This is a genomic window from Pseudomonas brassicae (assembly GCF_010671725.1).
GTDB classification, from domain to species: domain Bacteria; phylum Pseudomonadota; class Gammaproteobacteria; order Pseudomonadales; family Pseudomonadaceae; genus Aquipseudomonas; species Aquipseudomonas brassicae.
The window spans coordinates 1-19,834 of the sequence record NZ_JAAHBU010000082.1 but is presented as its reverse complement, the minus strand read 5'-3'; the positions used below and the strand labels follow the sequence as shown (position 1 = coordinate 19,834).

Genomic DNA, 19,834 nt, shown 5'->3' with positions numbered 1-19,834 from the left:
GGTGCCGGCAGGCGGTGCAGCCGCCGGCGCCGGGGCAAACAGGTGGGCCAGTTCGGCGATTTGCCCGGCGCTCAGCCAGGCGGCCATGCCGTCGCGCCACAGCAGGCTGTCGCGGGTAACCTGGCCGGTCTGCACGTACTGCTGCAGCTGGCTGGTGGTGTACGGGCCATAGTTGGTGCCGGCCACACTGAGGTGGTAGCTGAACTGCGGTGCGGCCACCGGCGGCGGTGCCATACCCGGTGCGCCGGGTGGTGGCGGTGCCATGCCGGGCATTGGCGCTGTTGCCGGCGCAGCGCTGGCGGCCGGCTGGAACAGGGCGTCGAGCCAGCCGCTGGTGAAGAAGTCCTTGAGCAGGGTGCGTTTCTCGCTGTGCTCGTCGTGTACCTCGTCGCGGTAGACGTCGGCGCGCGAGCCACTGACCGGCTCGGTGAACTGCTGCAGCAGGGTGCGGGCCTGCTCCAGCAGGCGCTCGGCGTTGTCCGGGGCCTGGCGCTTGAGGCGGTTGTCGTACTCGTTCTTGAGCAGCTCGGCGATCTTGTACGGGAAGGTCTGGTACAGCGACGATACGCCGATTTCGTCCTGGCGCATCTGTGGCTTGTAGGCGCCACGGCGCAGGTCTTCGAACAGCGCCACCATGGCGGCCAGCTGTTGCGGGCTGCGCAGTTGCTCGTAGCGCTGGCGCAACTGGTCTTCGATGTCCTTGCGCTGGACATGGTTCAGGCCCTTCTGGCGAATCGCGAACTCGTCGCCGATGCTGAAGTAGTCCTGGTCGATCATCAGTTCGTAGCGCTCCGACAGGTTGCGTCGCAACACCCCGAACACCACTGCGTGCAGGTACAGCTTGAAGTCCTCGGCGAACTGGCGGTACTGCTCCTGGGTGAACTGGATCGGCTGCACGAACTGGCTGATGCGCTTGTGGCTGTGCAGCGGGATCGTGGCGCTTTCCTTGTTGTAGCTGGCCAGGTAGGTCGGCAGCGGGGTCAGCGCCGGCAGCGGGAAACCGCTGAGTTCGGTGAAGCAGATCAGCTTGCCAGGGGTGCCCGACTCGACGAACTGGATCTGCCCGGCGGTCATGCCGGTGCCTTGCGGCAGGCACTGGCCGAGCATGGCGCCATAGGTGCGCTTGAATTCGCTGGCGTCCTGCACGCCGACCAGGCAGGTATAGCGGTCCTTGCCGATGCCGAAGCCGCCGTTGAGGTTGAGCGGGGTCCACGGCATGGCGCGTTGCAGCAGTTGGCGGAACTTCTCGCGCTGTTCGTCCGGGGTCAGTGCGGCCAGGGCGCTGAGCAGCGGGTCGGTGCCCGGGGCCTGCTTGGGCAGTTGCTGCACTGCCTTGGCGCGCAGTTTGGACAGCAGTTCTTCCTGGCCCTCCTCGTCCTGCAGTTTGCCGAACAGGGTCTTGGAGCCGCCGAAGTCCTTGAACGCGTCCTTGGCCCATTCGCGCACCTGCGCGCTGTCCACCGCCTGTTCCTCGTTGTTCTGCACCAGTGCCAGAGGGATCAGCGTGGCGTGCTTCTCCTTGATGCTGGCGTCGATCTTGCTGATGTCGGTTTCGGTCCGGCGCAGCAGCTGGTCGACCGCATTGCGTCCGTCCTGCAGGCGCCCGACAAAGCCGTTCCACACCGCGCGACCGCTCTGGTCGACCGATTCCTTGCGGCCCAGCCAGTCGGACAACTCACGCAGCAGCTGCGCTGCTTCGCGCGCGGCCACATGGCGCACGTAGAACAACAGGCTGTCGCGCAGGGTGTCCTTGACCTGGGTAAGCACGGTTTCGGCCTGCTTGTCCTTGCCGCTCAGGCGCGCCATCAGGCCGCCACCGGTGGTTTCCTTGAGGCGTTCGAACTCGCGGGCCAGCTCCGAGGACTCCAGCTTCTCGGCCAGTTCCTTGAAGCGTGCAGCGTTCTTCTCCAGCGCCGGGATGATCCCGCTGCCTTCGTTTTCCAGGCGGTCCTTGAGCATCTCGACCAGCGCCAGGGTGTAATCCAGGCCGCCGCGCTCGTCGTCGTCCAGGCGGCGGAAGAGTTTTTCCGGCAGGGCGTCTTCGCGTACCAGCTCGGCCAGGCGGCGCTGGCGGTTTTCCTTGATGCGCACCTCGTGGTTGCGCTCGGCGCTGTCGATGTTGCTGCCCTTGGTGTCGCGTTCCAGTTGCTGCTGGATCTCGCGCACGTGGGTGAGCCACTGGTCCTTGTCGGCGCCGCCGCTTTGCAGGCGCTCGAACAGGGCCTCGACCTTCTGCTCGATCTGCGCGGTGACGCTGTTGTCACCTTCCACCAGCAGCAGGTCGTCGGCGATCTGGTAGTGGGTGAATTCGCCCGTAGCCAGGGTCAGCTCGACCTTGGAGAGGAAGTCCGGCAGTTCGGTGAAGGTGCGCGGGGTGACGTTCAACTGTTCACGCAGGAAGTCGTCGCGCTCGCGATCGGTGGGCCGATTGTCGTTGGCCGAGGCGTTGGCGATGCCGAAGAACGCCTTGAGCATGTGTTGCACCTGGCGGCTCAGGCGCACGTTCTGGCGCGCGTCGATCTGGGTGTCGAGCACCGCCTGGCCGAGCGAGGAGTATGAGCACGGGAAGCGCAGCTCGGTGTCGTCGCCGTAGTCCTGCGGCAGGCGCACGGTGTAGGAGCGGATCTTGTGCTGGTTCTGGTTGACCGCGATCGAACGCTTCTTGTTGGCGAAGTCCTGCGAGGTGAAGTCGGTGAACAGCACGTCCGAAAGCATCTCGTAGACGTCTTCCTGGTCGCTGGTCTTGGCCTGGGCGACGTTGCTGTTGTCGATGATGTAGACGTCATCGTACGGACGGTTGTCGATGAACAGGTTGTCGGTGGCATCCCAGTGCTTGACCAGGCGGTTGCCGCGCATGCTGGTTTCCAGCTCCATCAGCGCCGCGTAGCCGTTGGCCTGCACGCGCTCGGTGTTGTAGGCGTGGAAACCGCCAGGCAGCACGAAGAACAGGTCGACCTTGCCGGCGATGTTGTGTTCCTTGAGGATCGCCTTGGCCAGGTAGCCCATGTCCAGGAACGAACCCGAGCCGGTGCCGCCGGCGGCCGAGCCGCTGATGACGATGCGGATCTTGCCCGGGTCGATTTCCAGGCCGAGCTTCTTCAGCTTGTCGGCATTGCCACCGATGTTGGCCAGCAGGCGGCCGACCTTGTCGCGCAGCTTGTCACGGATGACCGGGTACTTGTCGTAGAAGTACAGGCGCGACAGCGCGCGGATCTGGCCGGCGCCCTTGGACGGGTCGATGCCCAGGGCACGGATCTTGTCCGGCGTCAGCGGGAACCACTCGGCCACTTCACGGTGACGGTTGAGTTCGTCCATCGAGTGGGTGTACTTGCTCAGGTTGAGCGGCTCGATGATTTTTTCTTCGGAGGTGAAGGCGACCTGCTCGGCGAGCACGTCGGTCTTGATCGATTTGCCGTCCTGGGTGACTTCGCCAGCGTCCAGGTCGAAGTTGATGAACTGCACCAGGGGGAAGTCGGCGATCTGCTGCACCTGGTTGTTGCCGCCCCAGATCGCATTGAGAATACGCCGGCGCAGACGAATGTTGACCTTCATGCCGGTGCCGCCCAGGGCGATGAACAGCGTCGGGTGGATTTTCTCGCTGACCGTGTTCAGCGCTGCCGGGCCGGAAGGTTGTGCATGCTCGTTCATCTGAAACTCCATGAGCCCTGGCTGGGCTGGCCGAATCGGGTCGGCGTGTTGAATCCGTGGATCTGAGGTGGAACGTCAGGCCGGGCGGGGCCTGACGCAGGTGCAGCGGGTCGGGCTCAGCGCTTGGCCGAGAAGGTCATCAGCCAGGCCACCAGCGAAATGCCGGCCACGCCCGCCAGGGGGGCCAGGTACAGCGGGGTGAGGAACTGACCGGCGTTGATCACCGCCAGTACAGCCATGGCCGACACCAGCAGCAGGCCCAGGAACAGGAACCAGCCCGAGGCGTTGGCGCGGCTGGGGGCCACGCGCTCACGTACGCGCCAGTTGGCGTAGGCGTTCTTGATCACGAAGAAGATCAGCGCCAGTACCACCAGCACGGCCACGCCGATCAGGGCGTCGCGGCTGTCGACCTTTTTCGGGCCCAGGTCCATCAGTGGCGTCGGCACGCTCAGGGTCGAGGTGGTGGTGGCCGGTGCGGCGTCGTTTTCTACGGGGGGCTGGCAGGGAGCTGGTCTGGGTCATGATGGGGTCCTGGGTTATTTGAGGCGCACGGCGACGTCGGGAGCGAGTTTTTCAAGGGTGGCGCCGAACAGGCCGCGCTTGACTGTCGCGACCTTGTTCTGCCGGGCGTCGTAGACGCTGGCGCTGCTGAACGGCTTGAGCGGGTACTGCTGGGCGATACCTTCGACCATCACCGTGACGGGCTTCTTGCCGCCGATCAGGCTCTTGGCCAGCAGCAGGCCGAGCAAGGCCAGCACGAACAGCGCCAGCAATAGCAGTACGGGGCCCAGCGGGTAGCTGATCTGCAGCACGATCGGCAGGCGGGTCGCCGAGGCGCTGGCTTCGCTGGACGGCAGGAACACGTCGGGCAGAGCATCGTTGGGGAACAGCTCGTTCATGCGCTCGATGAACTGCTGGGAAATCTGCAACTGCTGCTCGCTCAGGCGCACTTCGATGGCTCCGGCGCGCTGGTAGCCGCTGGACAGCAGCACTTCACTGGACCACTGCGAGGGCAGTGGCGGCAGTTGCAGGCTGATCGACAGTTCGTCCGAGCGTGCGCCGGGCTCGAGGTTGTCGATGCGGTCCAGCGAGATCGACGACTGCAGCGCTTCGCCCGGCATGTCCAGGCTCATCGCGACCTTGGCCGAGTGGATCTGGTACGGGTTGAACTGGTTCTCGAAGCGCCCCAGCAGCACGGCGGTCTTGGGCGAGCCGTCGACGTTGATGTTGAGCACCACGGTCTGCTGATCGGGGGCAAGCTCGGCACTGACGTCGGGGGTGTCCTTGACGCCGGTGGGGATGAAGCGCACGGCGGCCTGGGTCAGCGGCTTGAGGCGCACTCGCGCATCGTTGAGCAGCTTGGCCAGCGCAGGCTGGGCAAGCACCTGCTCCAGTGCGGCGCCGGCGTTGGCGCCGTAGGCCAGGGCATAGATCATCAGGCCGTTGGCTTCGAAGTTGCTGCTTTTGACCGGCATCTTCTGCGGGAAGGCGGCGATGCGGCTGATCACGTCTTCGTTGTGCAGCATGTCGTAGAACTCGCGGTTCTTGACCTGGGTTTCGCTGCTGTTGTTGGGGCTGTTCTTGTTGTTGGTAACGATCCAGATGATGCCTTCACGCCCTTCCAGGCCGGTCTTGATCGCGGCCAGCAAGGCTTCCTTGAAGTCGGTGTCGGCGTAGGCGCCGCTGGCCTTGCGGGCCAGGGTCAGGGCGTTGACGCTGTCACCGAGCTTGGCGTGCGTGCCAGGGCCACGGTAGGTCCACTGCGGCGAGGGGTGGCTGCTGTCGGCCTGGTTGAAGGCGCCGATCACCACTTCGCCGTTGCCGGCCGCGGTGGCTGCCAACTGCGTGACCAGGGGTTTGAAGCCCGAGGCCGGGTCGAGGTAGAACGGCTCCATCCAGCCGGAGTTCTGCACCAGCAACACCTGGCGCAGCGGTTGTGCCTGTGCGCCCAGGCACACCAGGCTCAGGGCCAGCAGCAGGCCGCGGCGCAGCAGGCGGTTCACACGTTCCATCGGTAGAGCGCTCCAGTCGAGTCGATGTACAGCCACAGGGCGTTGTCGTAGAAGAACCACTGGGCATTCCAGGGTTGCGCCACCTTGAGCAGCAGGCTCAGGGCCGGCTGGCCGATGCGTTCCAGGCAATACTCGGTGTCGACCGCCTGCTCGTTGCCGAAGAACTGCTGCAGGCTGGATGGCCAGCGCACCCGGCACGAGAGCAGGTGCTGGCTGTCGCTGAACTCGACGAAGGGGTACACCACTTCGCGGTCGGCGGGGTTGTTGTCGACGTCGTGCTCGCCCCAGGGCGCGTCCAGACGCACGTTGAACATGTAGTTCAGGTGCCCGGTGCTCAGGCGCGAGCCTTTGACTTCCTTGCGTTCGTCCGAGTCCAGGCGCAGGCAGTACTGCTCGCTGCCCTCGAACAGTTGCTGCCAGATGCCATAGCCATTGACGAACGGCGGGCCGTATTCGGGGCGGGCCTGGGCGCCGGTCGGCCAGCTCAGCCACTGGGCCTGCAGCTGTTCGCCGAGTTTGACGCTGAGGTAGCCGTGGGCGCCGATCCACAGCAGGCGGCGCGAGGCGGGGTCGCGCAGGGGCGCGGACAGGTCGCGCAGGTGCTCGGGGTTGGCGTTGGCAATGGGGTACTGGGCCCACTGTTCGTTGTGGCGGGCCACCAGGCTGAAACTGCGTCGGGCATCTGCTGCGGCAACAGCACCTGCTCATCGAGGTCGCCGGGGGCAGCGATGGCGCGGCCTGGGCAACGGTCGACATGGTAGCGGCCGTCGATCGGGTCGACGCGCACCTCGGTGGCACCCTCGTCGCAGGCCAGCAGCAGGCGCTGCTGTTCAGCCACTTCGCGCAGGCTCACACCCCACGCCCAGCTGTGCAGGCTGCTACGCCCGATCGGGGTGCTCTGGGGCAGCAGCGCGGTCCATTCCTGGGCGTTACGTTGCCAGCGGAACAGGCTGCCGTCGCGGGCCAGCGCGAACAGCGCCTCGCGGTGGCCACCCAGGTTGGCGACAAGGAAATTGAGGCCGTTCTTGCGCGGCAACTGGTCGTACTTGTGTGCCGCGTTCAGGTTGCGCGGGCTGGCGCCATCAAGCTTGCGGTACAGTGCGGCGACGGTCTGCTCGGCAGCGTCAAGCCGGCAACTGGCCTCCACCACGCGCCGGCCGCTGCCGTTACCGTAGGGCGGCAGCCAGCGCTGCTGGCGGTCGAAGCGCACAGGCGTCAGGGCCGCACCGGTCTGCGGGCAATGGCGGAAGCTGGCCGGTAGCCAGGCCTGTGCGCCGGGCGCCCGCTGTGCACCGACGAGAAAGTCCAGGTCTGGCTGCTCGCCTTCCAGTGCCTTGCCGGCAACGTGGGTCAGGGAGAACCTGCCATGGGCGTCCTGCAACCAGCGTTGCCCATCCAGCGACCACTCGTACTCGCGGTCGTCTCCGACTACGTCCATATAATCCCACCATGCCCACGGTCGTTCGTGCGCAGCCGCGCCTGCTTGAGGTCAGGCTGTCACGTCGATAGAAAGAGGTTTCACGAATGCCCGGAACACACCGCCAGCCGGGCGCAATGGCCATGAAAAGCCATTTTTCCAGCGGCGAAATAGTGGCACAGGCAGTTACAAAGTCAACCTCCAGCTCAGGGCAATTGCAGCCCGCCAGCGGCTTTGTGCAGGGCGCGCAGGTGCTCGCCGAGCTGCTTGAGGTTGGCTTCGACGGCCGCGATTTCGGCCGCGCGTACCGGGCCGAGCAAGGCGCGTACTTCCTTGTCGAGATCGCCGCTCAGGCGCTGCAGCTGTTGCTGGCGCGCGCTGCTGACTTTTTCCAGTTGCTGGCGTTCGCTGGCTTGCGGCAGGCCATAGCCCTTGTTGCCGAGCAGTTCTGCCGGTTTGCTGAGAAAGCCGCTGTTGGCGAGGATCTGCTGCAGCGTGCTGTTGGCCTTGGCCACGCTGCTGTCGTTGCGCTCACGGCCGCTGAGGTAGCGTTGCTTGACCTCGTCCTGGGCCAGCAGCAACTGGCGGCGCAGCCCGGCCTGTTCGAGCAGGAGCAAGGCGGCACTGGTGCGCAGGTCAGCGCGGGCAAACCACGGCTGGCGTTGCGCAGGCGGTTGCTCCAGCCAGGCTTCGACGCTGTCCTGGGGCACCGGCAAATGCTGCTTGAGTACCAGGAACATGGCCTGGTAGCGGTCGCGATAGGAGTCGAAGCGGTAACCCAGGCGCAACGCCTCGCGTGGGTCGTCGAGTACGCTCATGTCGGCCAGGCCGCGGCCTTGTAGCACTTCGAGCAGGCCGTTGGGCATGATGCTGTCCAGGCCGTTGAGGCGGGTGTTACCCGTGCCGCTGCGCAGCAGCTTGAGGGTTTCGACCGCACAGTTGTTGGACAGGAAGTAGTAGTTGCCGTCGTAGTTCCAGTGCATCTCTGCGGCCTGGCGTACCAGGCTTTCGAGCTCGTCGCGGTCGAACTTGAGCGGGATCGAGGCCAGGCTGCGCAGTTCGGTCTTGGTGTATTCGTCGATGACCTGGGCCAGCGGCAGCACGAACAGGCGTGAAGGGTAGGCGCCGGTCAGGCCGTCCCAGCTCGACAGCTGGAGGTCGTTGACGAAGGCGCGGTAGGACAGCACCAGGTGCTGGTCGAGGTCGAGCCGGCAGTCGGGGCCGCGTGGACGACCAGGGGCGCAGATGACCAGCCGCAGCATGCTGTGGCCCCAGCGGCTGACCCAGTTCTGGTTGGCTTCGGCCAGCAGGTAGTCGACGGCGTAGACCCGTTCGGGGTCGATCTGGCCCAGCGGCTGCCTGGCGAAGTCGTTGCCCGCATTGAGAAATGGCAGGCCCTGGGCGCAGGCCGCCTGTGGCGGCGCCCAGCCGAAGTGTTCGCGCAGGTACCTGTGCAGGGCCGGGCGGCGACAGGCGTAGCTCGGGTCGAGGAGAAAGTACTCCATGTTGACCGCGATGAATTCCTTGGGGCTGCTCAGCTCGTAGCTGTCGGGGCTGCGGGCGATCTGCCGGTTGTGCTGTTCGCGCTCGCCACGGCGCCCTACATATTGGGGCCAGCCGGCGAGGTCAAGCAGGCGCGGGTCGTCACTCAGGGTGAAGCGGCGTTCGGTCTGGCCGCGGCACTGGTCGGTCAGCCCCACCCTGCCCTGGCTGGCATTGTGGCGCGTGCACTGGGTGATCAGACGGCGCTCGGCGGCCGGCCACAGCGCGCGCGGTCATACAGGTGGGTGAGCTCGTGCAGCACTGTGGCCAGCAGTTCCTGGCGTACGGTGCCATGTGGGCGCTCGGTGCGGGTGGCGGCTGCACTGCCGTCGACCAGCGCGGGCAGCAGCGTGCGGTTGAGCTCCAGGCTCGACACCAGTGATGCCTGGCCATAGGCATCGGCCGGCATGCGCGTGCTCCATGACACCTCGACGCGGCGGTCCAGCTCGGCCTTGAAGCGCGGCGGCAGTGCCTGCAGCGCTTCGTCCAGCAGTGCCTGGCTGGCCCGCTGCTGCTGCGGGTCGAGGCCGTCTGCCTGCAGGTGCAGTTGCAGGCCGGCCAGCGCAGGGGTGCCGAGCAGCGTCAGTGTGCTACCCAGCAGCCAGGCACGCAAGGGGTTCACAGGGCCAGGATTGCTTCGGCCAGCACCTGGTCGCTCGCGTCACGGGCTTCAGGTACGCGCTGGCGCAGGGTGTCGAAGGCGGCTTGCAGCTGTGCGCCGCGGATATCACCGCGGCTGGCGACGAAGCTGGCGGCGTCGTCCCGGGCTTCACGCACGGCTTTGGCGTCGCGGATCGAGGTGGTGGTGTCGGAGGTGAAGTCGATCGAGCGACCAAAGGCGCGCACGATGATGTTGCTGGTGGCCACCAGGGTCTGCGCCTGGGCCACGTCTGCCAGCATGAGCAGGCCAAGGGTGGCGGCAATCAGCGGTTTGCGCATGGAGCATCTCCGGAAAACGGTTGTAGTCATTGGACGAGAATTGCCTGCGCCAGTTCAAGGTCGCTGGCATGAAGTTCTGGTGAGCCGTGGCGCAGCCGCACCAGGGCCGCCTCCAGATGTGCACCACGCAGTGCGCCGGCGCTGGCGACGAAGGCTGCCGCGTCGTCCTGGGCCGCCAGCAGCAGCTTGCGGTCGAAGGGCGCCGAGGTCACCTTGCTGGTGGCGTAGCCGCTGGCCACGGGCAATTGGGTTGTCAGATCGAAAGCCTGGGCGGCAGTCGAGGCGCAGAGTGCGAACAGCAGCGGTAGCAAATAACGCATGAGGTCTTTGTGGGCTGTGAAATCAGGCGGCAAAGGCTATCCCAATGCGCGGGTCGGGACCAGCGCAGGGTGCCCGGCTTTTACACGCGGTTACGTGTGCCGGGCTGCGCAGGGGTCAGATGGCCAGGATCGCCTGGGCCAGTTGGGCGTCGGTCGCCTGCAGGGTTGGGGCCTGCTGGCGGATATGGGCGAAGGCGCTTTCCAGTTTCACGCCACGGATATCGCCCTGGCTGGCCACGAAGCTGGCAGCATCGTCACGGGCCGCGCGCACGATCTTGTCGTCACGAAAGGAAGAGGACACGTCAGAGGTGGCATCGGTGGACGCGGCGACACCACGGACCACGGTGTCGGTGGTAACGACGAAGCTGGTGGCGTGGGCGGTCGAGGCCAGAGCCAATAGCAGCGCGGCGCCAAGCAAGCGAGTAGTGGACATGGTCGATCTCCTGGGTTGGGCTTGGGTGGTTCTAATGTCGGTCGCCATAAGGTTATCACGCAGACGTGAGGCCATCGAAAACAGCATCGAATGAAATTGTACTGCACGGTTTTAAAAATTACTAAACTGTACCGCTTATCGATGAAGCCGCTCTAGCCTGCACCTTCCAGACGAAAAAAAACCCGTCAGCAGTTACCTGCGACGGGTTTTTGAATTCGGGGTGCCGGCGTTGGCCGGCGGGCCCTGCATCAACGCCAGAAAGGCTTGCTCAGCTCTTCGTAACGTTGTGCTTCGCTGATACCGGCGTCAGCCAGCAGACGCGAGTCCAGGCGAGCCAGTTGGTGGCGGCTGGCAATGCGGCGTTGCCACAGCATCAGGTTGGCCAGCAGGCGCAGTGGCAGCGAAGCCTGGGATTGTTGAGCGTTGTTTTCGAAAACCAGATCGGAACTGAGTGTACGTTCCATGATGTCATCCTTCCGCTTGTGGCGGCATTAGGTAGTGATTTAACTGATGCCAATGATCCTCTTCTGTCGCGCATAACAGTAGATACAGTTCACCTGCATTGTGAGGGTTCAGTTAACTGTTTAAAGCGACTGTTGCACCCGAAATGAACGTAACTGTACTGGTGCGCACCATATAGGTGCGTTTTGATGTTGCGGAGGGGAATCGCGGTAGGAATGTAGCGCTATTTTACCGGTACAGTAGAACAGTTTGTTTAAGTTCTGCTGCGGCAACTGTACAGCCGGTGCGCATTGCGCGACACCGGCTGTGCGTCACTGGGCTCAGCTGGCCAGCATGCGCCCGGTTTCTTCCAGGTTTTCATGCCACTGCAGGGCTTCGCGCAGGATGTGCGGGGTGTGCCCGCCGCGCTCGCAGGCCCGGGTAAAGTAGTCGTTCAGTGCATCGCGATAGTCCGGGTGCACGCAGTTGTCGATGATCACCCGGGCGCGCTCGCGCGCGCCAGGCCACGCAGGTCGGCCAAGCCCTGCTCGGTCACCAGGATGTCGACATCATGCTCGGTGTGGTCGACGTGGCTGACCATCGGCACCACGCTGGAGATCGCGCCGCCTTTGGCGATCGACTTGGTAACGAAGATCGCCAGGTGCGCGTTGCGGGCGAAGTCGCCCGAACCGCCGATGCCGTTCATCATCCGCGTGCCGCACACGTGGGTGGAGTTGACGTTGCCGTACAGGTCGAACTCCAGCGCGGTATTGATACCGATGATGCCCAGGCGGCGCACCACTTCGGGGTGGTTGGAGATTTCCTGCGGGCGCAGCACCAGCTTGTCCTTGTAGCGCTCCAGGTTACCGAACACGTCGGCATTGCGCCGGGTCGACAGGGTGATCGAGCTGCCCGAGGCGAAGCTCAGCTTGCCCGCGTCGATCAGGTCGAAGGTCGAGTCCTGCAGTACTTCGGAGTACATGCTCAGGTCTTCGAACGGGGAGTCGATCAGGCCGCACATCACCGCGTTGGCAATGCTGCCGATACCGGCCTGCAGCGGGCCCAGCTTGTTGGTCATGCGCCCAGCGTCGACTTCCTGCTTGAGGAAGTTGATCAGGTGGTTGGCGATGCCCTGGGTTTCGTCGTCGGGTGGCAGCACGGTCGACGGCGAGTCGGGTTGCTCGGTGATGACGATGCCGACGATCTTGGCCGGGTCGATCGGGATGGCGGTGCTGCCGATGCGGTCGTCGACCTTCACCAGCGGGATCGGCGTGCGGGTCGGGCGGTAGGTCGGGATATAGATGTCGTGCAGACCTTCCAGGTTGGGGTTGTGCGCCAGGTTGATCTCGACGATGACCTGCTTGGCGAAAATCGCGAAGCTGGCCGAGTTGCCCACCGAGGTGGTCGGCACGATATGGCCTTGTTCGGTGATCGCGACCGCTTCGATGACCGCGATGTCCGGCAGCTTGAGCTGCTGGTTGCGCAGTTGCTCGACGGTCTCCGACAGGTGCTGGTCGATGAACATGACCTTGCCTTCGTTGATGGCCTTGCGCAGGGTGCTGTCGACCTGGAACGGCATGCGCCGGGCCAGCACGCCGGCCTCGGTCAGTTGCTTGTCGAGGTCGTTGCCCAGGCTGGCGCCGGTCATCAGGCTGATCTTCAGCGGCGACTGCTTGGCCCGCTCGGCCAGGGCGTGGGGCACGGCCTTGGCTTCACCGGCACGGGTGAAACCGCTCATGCCGACGGTCATGCCGTCCTCGATCAAGCCAGCGGCGTCGGCCGCACTCATTACCTTGCTGTGCAAAGAGGACAAGCGAATACGATCACGGTACATGGATTATTATCTCGGGCTGCTAAAGCTAGATGCGCAGTCTAGTGATTTCGCCTGCGGCCGTCCCACGACCAAGGTCGAATGCGAAGCCCTGAAATAGAGCCTTCTGTCGGCTGGCCGGGCACGAAAAAGCCCCAGCCGTGACCGCGCTGGGGCTTTTTGTCACAGCCTTTTCAAGGGCTTATTCCACGGCTTTGACCATGTCTTCGATGACTTTCTTGGCGTCACCGAACACCATCATGGTCTTGTCCAGGTAGAACAGTTCGTTGTCCAGGCCGGCGTAGCCGCTGGCCATCGAGCGCTTGTTGACGATGATGGTCTTGGCCTTGAAGGCTTCGAGGATCGGCATGCCGGCAATCGGCGACTTGGGATCGTTCTTGGCCGCCGGGTTGACCACGTCGTTGGCGCCCAGTACCAGCACCACGTCGGCCTGGCCGAACTCGGAGTTGATGTCGTCCATCTCGAACACCTGGTCGTACGGCACTTCGGCCTCGGCCAGCAGCACGTTCATGTGCCCGGGCATGCGCCCCGCCACCGGGTGGATCGCGTACTTCACGGTCACGCCGTTGTGGGTCAGCTTCTCGGTCAGTTCCTTGAGCGCATGCTGCGCGCGTGCCACCGCCAGCCCGTAGCCGGGCACGATGATCACGGTGTCGGCGTTGCTCAGCAGGAACGTGGCGTCGTCGGCCGAGCCGGACTTGACCGGCCGGGCTTCCTTGGCACCGGCGGCCGGCGGCCTCTGCCGCGCCGCCGAAGCCGCCGAGGATCACGTTGAAGAACGAACGGTTCATCGCCTTGCACATGATGTAGGACAGGATCGCACCGCTGGAGCCCACCAGAGAGCCGGCGATGATCAGCATCGAGTTGTTCAGCGAGAAGCCGATACCGGCCGCTGCCCAGCCCGAGTAGCTGTTGAGCATCGACACCACCACCGGCATGTCGGCGCCGCCGATGGGGATGATGATCAGCACGCCGAGCACGAAGGCCAGCGCCAGCATCAGCGCAAAGGCGCCGAGGTTGCCGGTGAAGGTGAACACCAAGCCCAGGCCCAGGGTGGCCAGGCCCAGCACCAGGTTGAGCGTGTGCTGGCCGCTGAACTGTACCGGTGCGCCCTGGAACAGGCGGAACTTGTACTTGCCCGAGAGCTTGCCGAACGCGATCACCGAACCCGAGAAGGTGATTGCACCGATCGCCGCGCCGAGGAACAGCTCCAGGCGGTTGCCGGCAGGGATCGGGTCGCTGATACTGGCCACGATGCCCAGCGATTGCGGCTCGACCACTGCGGCAATGGCGATGAACACCGCCGCCAGGCCGATCATGCTGTGCATGAAGGCGACCAGCTCCGGCATCTTGGTCATCTCGACGCGCTTGGCCATGATCGAGCCGGCGGTGCCGCCAACCAGCAGGCCGACGATCACATAGCCGATGCCGTCGGTGGCAAGCTCCGCGCCCAGCTTATAGATGAGGCCGATGGTGGTGACGACCGCCAGGGCCATGCCGAGCATGCCGAACAGATTGCCGCGCCGCGACGTGGTCGGGTGCGACAGGCCCTTGAGGGCCTGGATAAAGCACACCGAGGCGACAAGGTAGAGCAGTGTTACCAGGTTCATGCTCATGTTTACTTCTTCCCCTCAGCCTTGGCGGCCTTTTTCTTGAACATCTCCAGCATGCGCCGGGTGACGAGGAAACCGCCGAACACGTTGACCGCCGCCAGGGCCACCGCGAGGGTGCCCATGGTCTTGCCCAGCGGGGTCACGGTCAGCGCGGCGGCGAGCATGGCGCCGACAATGACGATGGCCGAGATGGCGTTGGTGACCGCCATCAGCGGGGTATGCAGCGCCGGGGTCACGTTCCAGACCACGTGGTAGCCCACGTAGATGGCCAGCACGAAGATGATCAGGTTGTAGACGCCGTGAGAGATCAGCATGTCTTCCATTGTCTGGCTCCTTATCCGTTCTTGCGGATGACCTGGCCGTCGCGGCACATCAGGCACGCGGCGACGATGTCGTCTTCGAGGTTGATCGTGAGTGCGCCGTCCTTGTCGAACAGCAGCTTCATGAAGTCGAGCAGGTTGCGTGCATACAGCGCCGAAGCGTCTGCGCCGACCTGGGCGGGCAGGTTGGTCGGGCCGACGATGGTCACGCCGTTCTCGATCACCACCTGGTCGGCCACGGTCAGTGGGCAGTTGCCGCCCTGGGCGGCGGCCAGGTCGATGACCACCGAGCCTGGCTTCATCTGGGCGACGGTCTCGGCGCTGAGCAGGGTGGGTGCCTTGCGCCCGGGGATCAGCGCCGTGGTGATGACGATGTCAGCCTGCCTTGCGCGCTCGTGCACGGCCTGGGCCTGGCGCTGCATCCAGCTGGCCGGCATCGGTCGCGCATAGCCGCCGACGCCTTCGGCGCACTCGCGTTCCTCGTCGGTCTCGTAGGGCACGTCGATGAACTTGGCCCCCAGCGACTCTATCTGCTCCTTGACCGCCGGGCGTACGTCCGAGGCCTCGATCACCGCACCCAGGCGCTTGGCCGTGGCGATGGCCTGCAGGCCGGCGACGCCTGCCCCCAGGATCAGCACGCGGGCGGCCTTCACGGTGCCAGCGGCAGTCATCAGCATGGGCATGAAGCGCGGGTAGTGATGCGCGGCCAGCAGCACGGCCTTGTAGCCGGCAATGTTGGCCTGCGACGAGAGTACGTCGAGGCTCTGCGCCCGCGAGGTGCGAGGCGCGGCCTCAAGGGCGAAGGCGGTAATGCCGCATTCGGCCATCTTGCCGATCACGTCGTTGTTGAACGGGTTGAGCATGCCCACCAGCACGCTGCCGCGCTTGATCTGGCCCAGTTCGCTGTCGCTGGGCGCCACAACCTTGAGAACAAGTTGTGCGCCAAACGCATCGGCTGCGCTGCCGATGGTCGCGCCGGCTGCTTCATAGGCACTGTCCGGCACGCTGGCATTGATGCCGGCACCGCGCTGCACAGTGACCTGATGACCCTGGCCAATCAGTTTCTTGATGGTTTCGGGGGTGGCAGCGACACGTGTCTCGCCCGTCTGCGTTTCGAGAGGAACACCAATGTGCACGTCAATTTCTCCTGCGTGATCTTTTGTTGGTAAACCAGCGCACTGCGATGGTGCGTCTGGGGCGGCCGATCAGCACGATCCCGCCCTGAATCCGGGCGGGGCGCGGCATTTTGCAGGTGATCCTGAATCGCTTCAACAGGTTATGGAGGGGGACGAAGATCAAACTACAAGTCACCCTGTGACCGAATGTCGCAATAACCAGGCTGAAGCCCGCGAACCGCGGGCTTCAGGGACATTACGCAAAATTTGAAATTTTTTCAGACAAATTTCTCGAAAGCCTGAATTCGACCTCGATTTATGTCGTGAAGCCCCGGTAAACAGCAGGGTTAAGGGGTGTTTTGACGGGTGCCGGAACAGTCTGCTCATATGCGACATTTCCGTATATCTGTAGGGTCTGCGATTTGCTGACTACGGGGTCAGTAATCAGTATTCATCCTTGTGCTGCGCGGCATAGCGCTGTGCTTCGCCTACCAGCCAGTCGCGAAAAGCCCGCAATGAGGCCGATTCAACCTTGCGCTCGGGGATCATCAGGTAATAAGCCTTGATACTCGACAGCGCATGGGGGTTGGCAATCACCAGCCTGCCCTCCCCCAGTTCGTGCTGAATCAGGAATGGCGGGATCAGTGCGACACCCATCTCATGCATGGCCGCCTGCGCCAACATCGAGAATAGCTCATAGCGGGGGCCGGTCATGTCGCGCGCAACGTTCATCTCCAGGCTATTGAACCACTGGCGCCAGGCATAAGGCCGGGTGGTCTGCTGCAGCAGTGGCAAGCGGGCGATGGCCTCTGCGCCGAGGCTGGGCTGCCCCTCCAGCAGCGCCGGGCTGCACACCGGCAGCGGGTTTTCGCCCATCAGGCGATGAGAGTGGGTGCCCGACCAATCGGCGTCGCCAAAATAGATGGCGGCGTCGAAGGAGGTATCGGCGAACAGGAATGGCCGCGTACGGTTGGTGAGGTTGACCGTGACGTCGGGGTGCAGGCGCTGAAAGTCCTTCAGGCGTGGCAGCAGCCACTGGGTGCCGAATGTCGGAACCAGTGCCAGTTCGATCACATTGGCGCCCTGCTGGCCCATCACCGACAGGGTATCGCGCTCTACGGCATCGAGCTGGGTGGCGACGCGGCGGCTGTAGGACAAGCCGGCCTCGGTCAGCTTGACCCCGCGTCGCGAGCGGCGAAACAGCTCGACATTGAGAAATGCCTCCAGACCACCTATCTGGCGACAGACGGCGCCCTGGGTCAGGGAAAGCTCCAGGGCCGCCTTGGTAAAGCTCTCGTGGCGTGCCGCGGCCTCGAAGCAGACCAGGGCCGTGGTGCTGGGGATCTTGCGCCGCATATACGTCAACCTCACTAATGGGGCGGTTAAAACGGCATTTGATGCCGTCTTGAAGTGAGAAATTATCACAAGACTATGCGCAATCCTCGTTTGTCGCGTGGCCGGATCAGGCCTAGGATCAGTCCACGACAACCCTGAACCCATTCCCGAGGACTCGCCCATGGCCGGCAAAGCAAGCTTCAACTGGATCGACCCGTTGCTGCTCGATCAGCAGCTCACCGAAGAAGAGCGCATGGTGCGCGAAAGCGCCTTTCACTTCGCCCAGGACAAGCTTGCGCCCCGTGTGCTGGAAGCCTTCCGCCACGAACAGACCGACCCGGCGATCTTTCGCGAAATGGGTGAGGTCGGCCTGCTGGGGGCGACCATCCCGGAGCAATACGGCGGCAGCGGCCTCAACTATGTGTGCTATGGGCTGATTGCCCGTGAGGTGGAGCGTATCGATTCCGGCTACCGCTCGATGATGAGCGTGCAGTCTTCGCTGGTGATGGTGCCGATCAACGAGTTCGGCACGAAGCGCAAAAGCAGAAGTACCTGCCCAAGCTCGCCAGCGGTGAGTGGATCGGTTGCTTCGGCCTGACCGAACCCAACCATGGCTCCGATCCTGGCTCGATGATCACCCGTGCGAAGAAGGTCGACGGTGGCTATCGCCTGAGCGGCAGCAAGATGTGGATCACCAACAGCCCGATTGCCGATGTGTTCGTTGTATGGGCCAAGGACGATGCCGGTGATATTCGTGGCTTTGTGCTGGAGAAGGGCTGGCAGGGCCTGAGTGCGCCGGTGATCCATGGCAAGGTTGGCCTGCGTGCATCGATCACCGGCGAGATCGTGATGGATAATGTGTTCGTCCCTGAAGACAACATCTTCCCCGATGTGCGCGGCCTCAAGGGCCCGTTCACCTGCCTGAACTCGGCGCGCTATGGCATCGCCTGGGGCGCGTTGGGTGCCGCCGAGGCCTGCTGGCACACCGCGCGCCAGTACACCCTGGACCGCCAGCAGTTCGGTCGCCCGCTGGCGGCCAACCAGTTGATCCAGAAGAAGCTGGCCGACATGCAGACCGAGATAACCCTTGCCTTGCAGGGCTGCCTGCGACTGGGGCGGATGAAGGACGAAGGCACGGCCGCCGTGGAAATCACCTCGATCATGAAGCGCAACTCCTGTGGCAAGGCGCTGGATATCGCGCGCATGGCGCGTGACATGCTCGGTGGCAATGGCATCTCCGACGAGTTCGGCGTGGCGCGGCATCTGGTCAACCTCGAGGTGGTCAACACCTATGAAGGTACGCATGACGTGCATGCGCTGATTCTGGGGCGTGCACAGACCGGCATCCAGGCCTTCTATTAATAGATAACAAGGAGCCAGCCCATGGGCGCGCTATCTCATCTGCGGGTGCTGGACCTGTCGCGGGTTCTGGCCGGGCCGTGGTCCGGGCAGATCCTCGCGGACCTGGGGGCCGAGGTGATCAAGGTCGAGCGTCCGGGGGCGGGTGACGATACGCGCGCCTGGGGGCCGCCGTTCCTCAAGGATGCCTACGGTGAGAACACCAGCGAGGCGGCCTACTACCTGTCGGCCAATCGCAACAAGCAGTCGGTGACCATCGACTTCACCCAGCCCGAGGGCCAGCAGTTGGTGCGGGAGCTGGCAGCCAGGTCGGACATCCTGATCGAGAACTTCAAGGTGGGCGGGCTGGCGGCCTACGGGCTGGACTACGACAGCCTGCGGGCGATCAATCCCCGGCTCATCTATTGCTCCATTACCGGCTTCGGCCAGACCGGGCCGTACGCCAAGCGCGCGGGCTACGATTTCATGATCCAGGGGCTGGGTGGGCTGATGAGCCTTACCGGTCGTCCTGAGGGTGAGGATGGTGCGGGGCCGGTGAAGGTGGGCGTGGCGCTGACCGACATCCTCACGGGGCTGTACTCGACGGTGGCGATACTGGCCGCCCTCGCCCACCGTGATCACGATGGCGGCGGCCAGCATATCGACATGGCGCTGCTCGACGTACAGGTGGCCTGCCTGGCGAACCAGGCCATGAACTACCTGACGACAGGGGTGGCGCCACGTCGCCTGGGTAATGCGCACCCGAATATCGTGCCCTACCAGGACTTCCCTACCGCCGATGGTGATTTCATTCTCACCGTGGGCAATGACGGGCAGTTCCGCAAGTTTGCCGAGGTGGCGGGCCAGCCGCAGTGGGCTGACGACCCGCGTTTTGCCACCAATAAGCTGAGGGTGGCCAATCGCGCCGAGCTGATTCCGCTGATTCGTCAGGCGACGGTGTTCAAGACCACGGCCGAGTGGGTCAGTCAGCTGGAGCAGGCGGGGGTGCCGTGTGGTCCGATCAACGACCTGGCGCAGATGTTCCAGGACCCGCAGGTGCAGGCGCGCGGCCTGGCCATCCAGATCCCCCACCCGTTGGCCGGTAGCGTGCCGCAGGTGGCCAGCCCCATTCGCCTGTCCGAGACCCCGGTGGAGTATCGCAATGCGCCGCCGTTGCTGGGTGAGCATACCGAGCAAGTACTGGCCCAGGTGTTGGGGCTGAGTGCCGAGGATGTGCAGCGCTTGCGGGGTAGGGGGGTGCTGTAAGTGCTCTCTTCTATATAGAGGGAGGCGGGGATTCGGGGTTGTTTGAGAAAGTTTGAAATTAGCCCTTGACGCCCCGTTTAATCTCTCTATAATTCGCACCTCTTCCGGCGTAGTCGGAACGAAAAACTCCTTGAATATCAACGAGTTGGACGTTTCAGGTAGTGCGGGAAGTGCTTCGATCGAAAGATCGGCAGCGGTGAAAAAGGTGGTTGACAGCGGTTTGAAACGCTGTAGAATTCGCCTCCCGCTAACGAGAGATCGAAG

Annotated in this window: 12 protein-coding genes and 4 pseudogenes; 2 read left to right on the top strand and 14 right to left on the bottom strand. The window is 64.1% G+C overall.

Going from position 1 to position 19,834, the window contains the following annotated elements:
* The 14 genes and pseudogenes from G3436_RS07095 to G3436_RS07030 all read right to left on the bottom strand — a co-directional run.
* Positions 1–3,648 (bottom strand): tubulin-like doman-containing protein (locus tag G3436_RS07095; RefSeq protein WP_163942910.1); only part of this gene is annotated, 3,648 nt, incomplete at its 3' end.
* Between the two features lie 116 nt (positions 3,649–3,764).
* The gene (locus G3436_RS07090) at positions 3,765–4,094 is read right to left on the bottom strand and encodes a hypothetical protein (RefSeq protein WP_178116354.1); all 330 of its coding nucleotides are present in this window, start codon (positions 4,092–4,094) and stop codon (positions 3,765–3,767) included.
* Between the two features lie 90 nt (positions 4,095–4,184).
* The gene (locus G3436_RS07085; protein WP_163942908.1) at positions 4,185–5,660 is read right to left on the bottom strand and encodes a hypothetical protein; all 1,476 of its coding nucleotides are present in this window, start codon (positions 5,658–5,660) and stop codon (positions 4,185–4,187) included.
* A gap of 484 nt (positions 5,661–6,144) precedes the next feature.
* The gene (locus G3436_RS07080) at positions 6,145–7,098 is read right to left on the bottom strand and encodes a hypothetical protein (protein ID WP_163942907.1); all 954 of its coding nucleotides are present in this window, start codon (positions 7,096–7,098) and stop codon (positions 6,145–6,147) included.
* 185 nt (positions 7,099–7,283) lie between these two features.
* Positions 7,284–9,241: pseudogene (locus G3436_RS07075) on the bottom strand (DUF7844 domain-containing protein).
* Complete coding sequence (locus G3436_RS07070) at positions 9,238–9,558, bottom strand: DUF2388 domain-containing protein (RefSeq protein WP_163942905.1); 321 nt, start codon at positions 9,556–9,558, stop codon at positions 9,238–9,240. The pseudogene G3436_RS07075 and the gene G3436_RS07070 overlap by 4 nt, the downstream one beginning before the upstream one ends.
* 26 nt (positions 9,559–9,584) lie before the next feature.
* Positions 9,585–9,878 (bottom strand): DUF2388 domain-containing protein, encoded by a 294-nt coding sequence (locus tag G3436_RS07065; RefSeq protein WP_163942902.1) that lies wholly within the window; start codon positions 9,876–9,878, stop codon positions 9,585–9,587.
* Positions 9,879–9,993: 115 nt separating this feature from the next.
* The gene (locus G3436_RS07060) at positions 9,994–10,311 is read right to left on the bottom strand and encodes a DUF2388 domain-containing protein (protein WP_163942900.1); all 318 of its coding nucleotides are present in this window, start codon (positions 10,309–10,311) and stop codon (positions 9,994–9,996) included.
* Between the two features lie 248 nt (positions 10,312–10,559).
* Complete coding sequence (locus G3436_RS07055; RefSeq protein WP_163942898.1) at positions 10,560–10,775, bottom strand: DUF1127 domain-containing protein; 216 nt, start codon at positions 10,773–10,775, stop codon at positions 10,560–10,562.
* A 318-nt stretch (positions 10,776–11,093) separates the two neighbouring features.
* A pseudogene (locus G3436_RS07050) lies at positions 11,094–12,586 on the bottom strand (acetyl-CoA hydrolase/transferase family protein).
* Between the two features lie 178 nt (positions 12,587–12,764).
* A pseudogene (locus tag G3436_RS07045) lies at positions 12,765–14,199 on the bottom strand (NAD(P)(+) transhydrogenase (Re/Si-specific) subunit beta).
* A 2-nt stretch (positions 14,200–14,201) separates the two neighbouring features.
* On the bottom strand, positions 14,202–14,519 hold the full coding sequence (locus G3436_RS07040; protein WP_043862333.1) for an NAD(P) transhydrogenase subunit alpha part 2: 318 nt from the start codon (positions 14,517–14,519) through the stop codon (positions 14,202–14,204).
* Between the two features lie 11 nt (positions 14,520–14,530).
* A complete protein-coding gene (locus tag G3436_RS07035; protein ID WP_163942896.1) occupies positions 14,531–15,652 on the bottom strand; it encodes a Re/Si-specific NAD(P)(+) transhydrogenase subunit alpha in 1,122 nt (373 codons plus the stop codon).
* Positions 15,653–16,075: 423 nt separating this feature from the next.
* Complete coding sequence (locus G3436_RS07030; protein ID WP_163942895.1) at positions 16,076–16,987, bottom strand: LysR family transcriptional regulator; 912 nt, start codon at positions 16,985–16,987, stop codon at positions 16,076–16,078.
* A 160-nt stretch (positions 16,988–17,147) separates the two neighbouring features.
* On the opposite strand from G3436_RS07030, the pseudogene G3436_RS07025 reads away from it, so the two are divergent.
* Together G3436_RS07025 and G3436_RS07020 are read left to right on the top strand one after the other, a co-directional pair.
* Positions 17,148–18,328: pseudogene (locus G3436_RS07025) on the top strand (acyl-CoA dehydrogenase).
* Between the two features lie 21 nt (positions 18,329–18,349).
* Positions 18,350–19,570, top strand: coding sequence for a CaiB/BaiF CoA transferase family protein (locus G3436_RS07020; protein ID WP_163942891.1), 1,221 nt, complete (start codon positions 18,350–18,352; stop codon positions 19,568–19,570).
* The last annotated feature ends 264 nt before the right edge of the window (positions 19,571–19,834 follow it).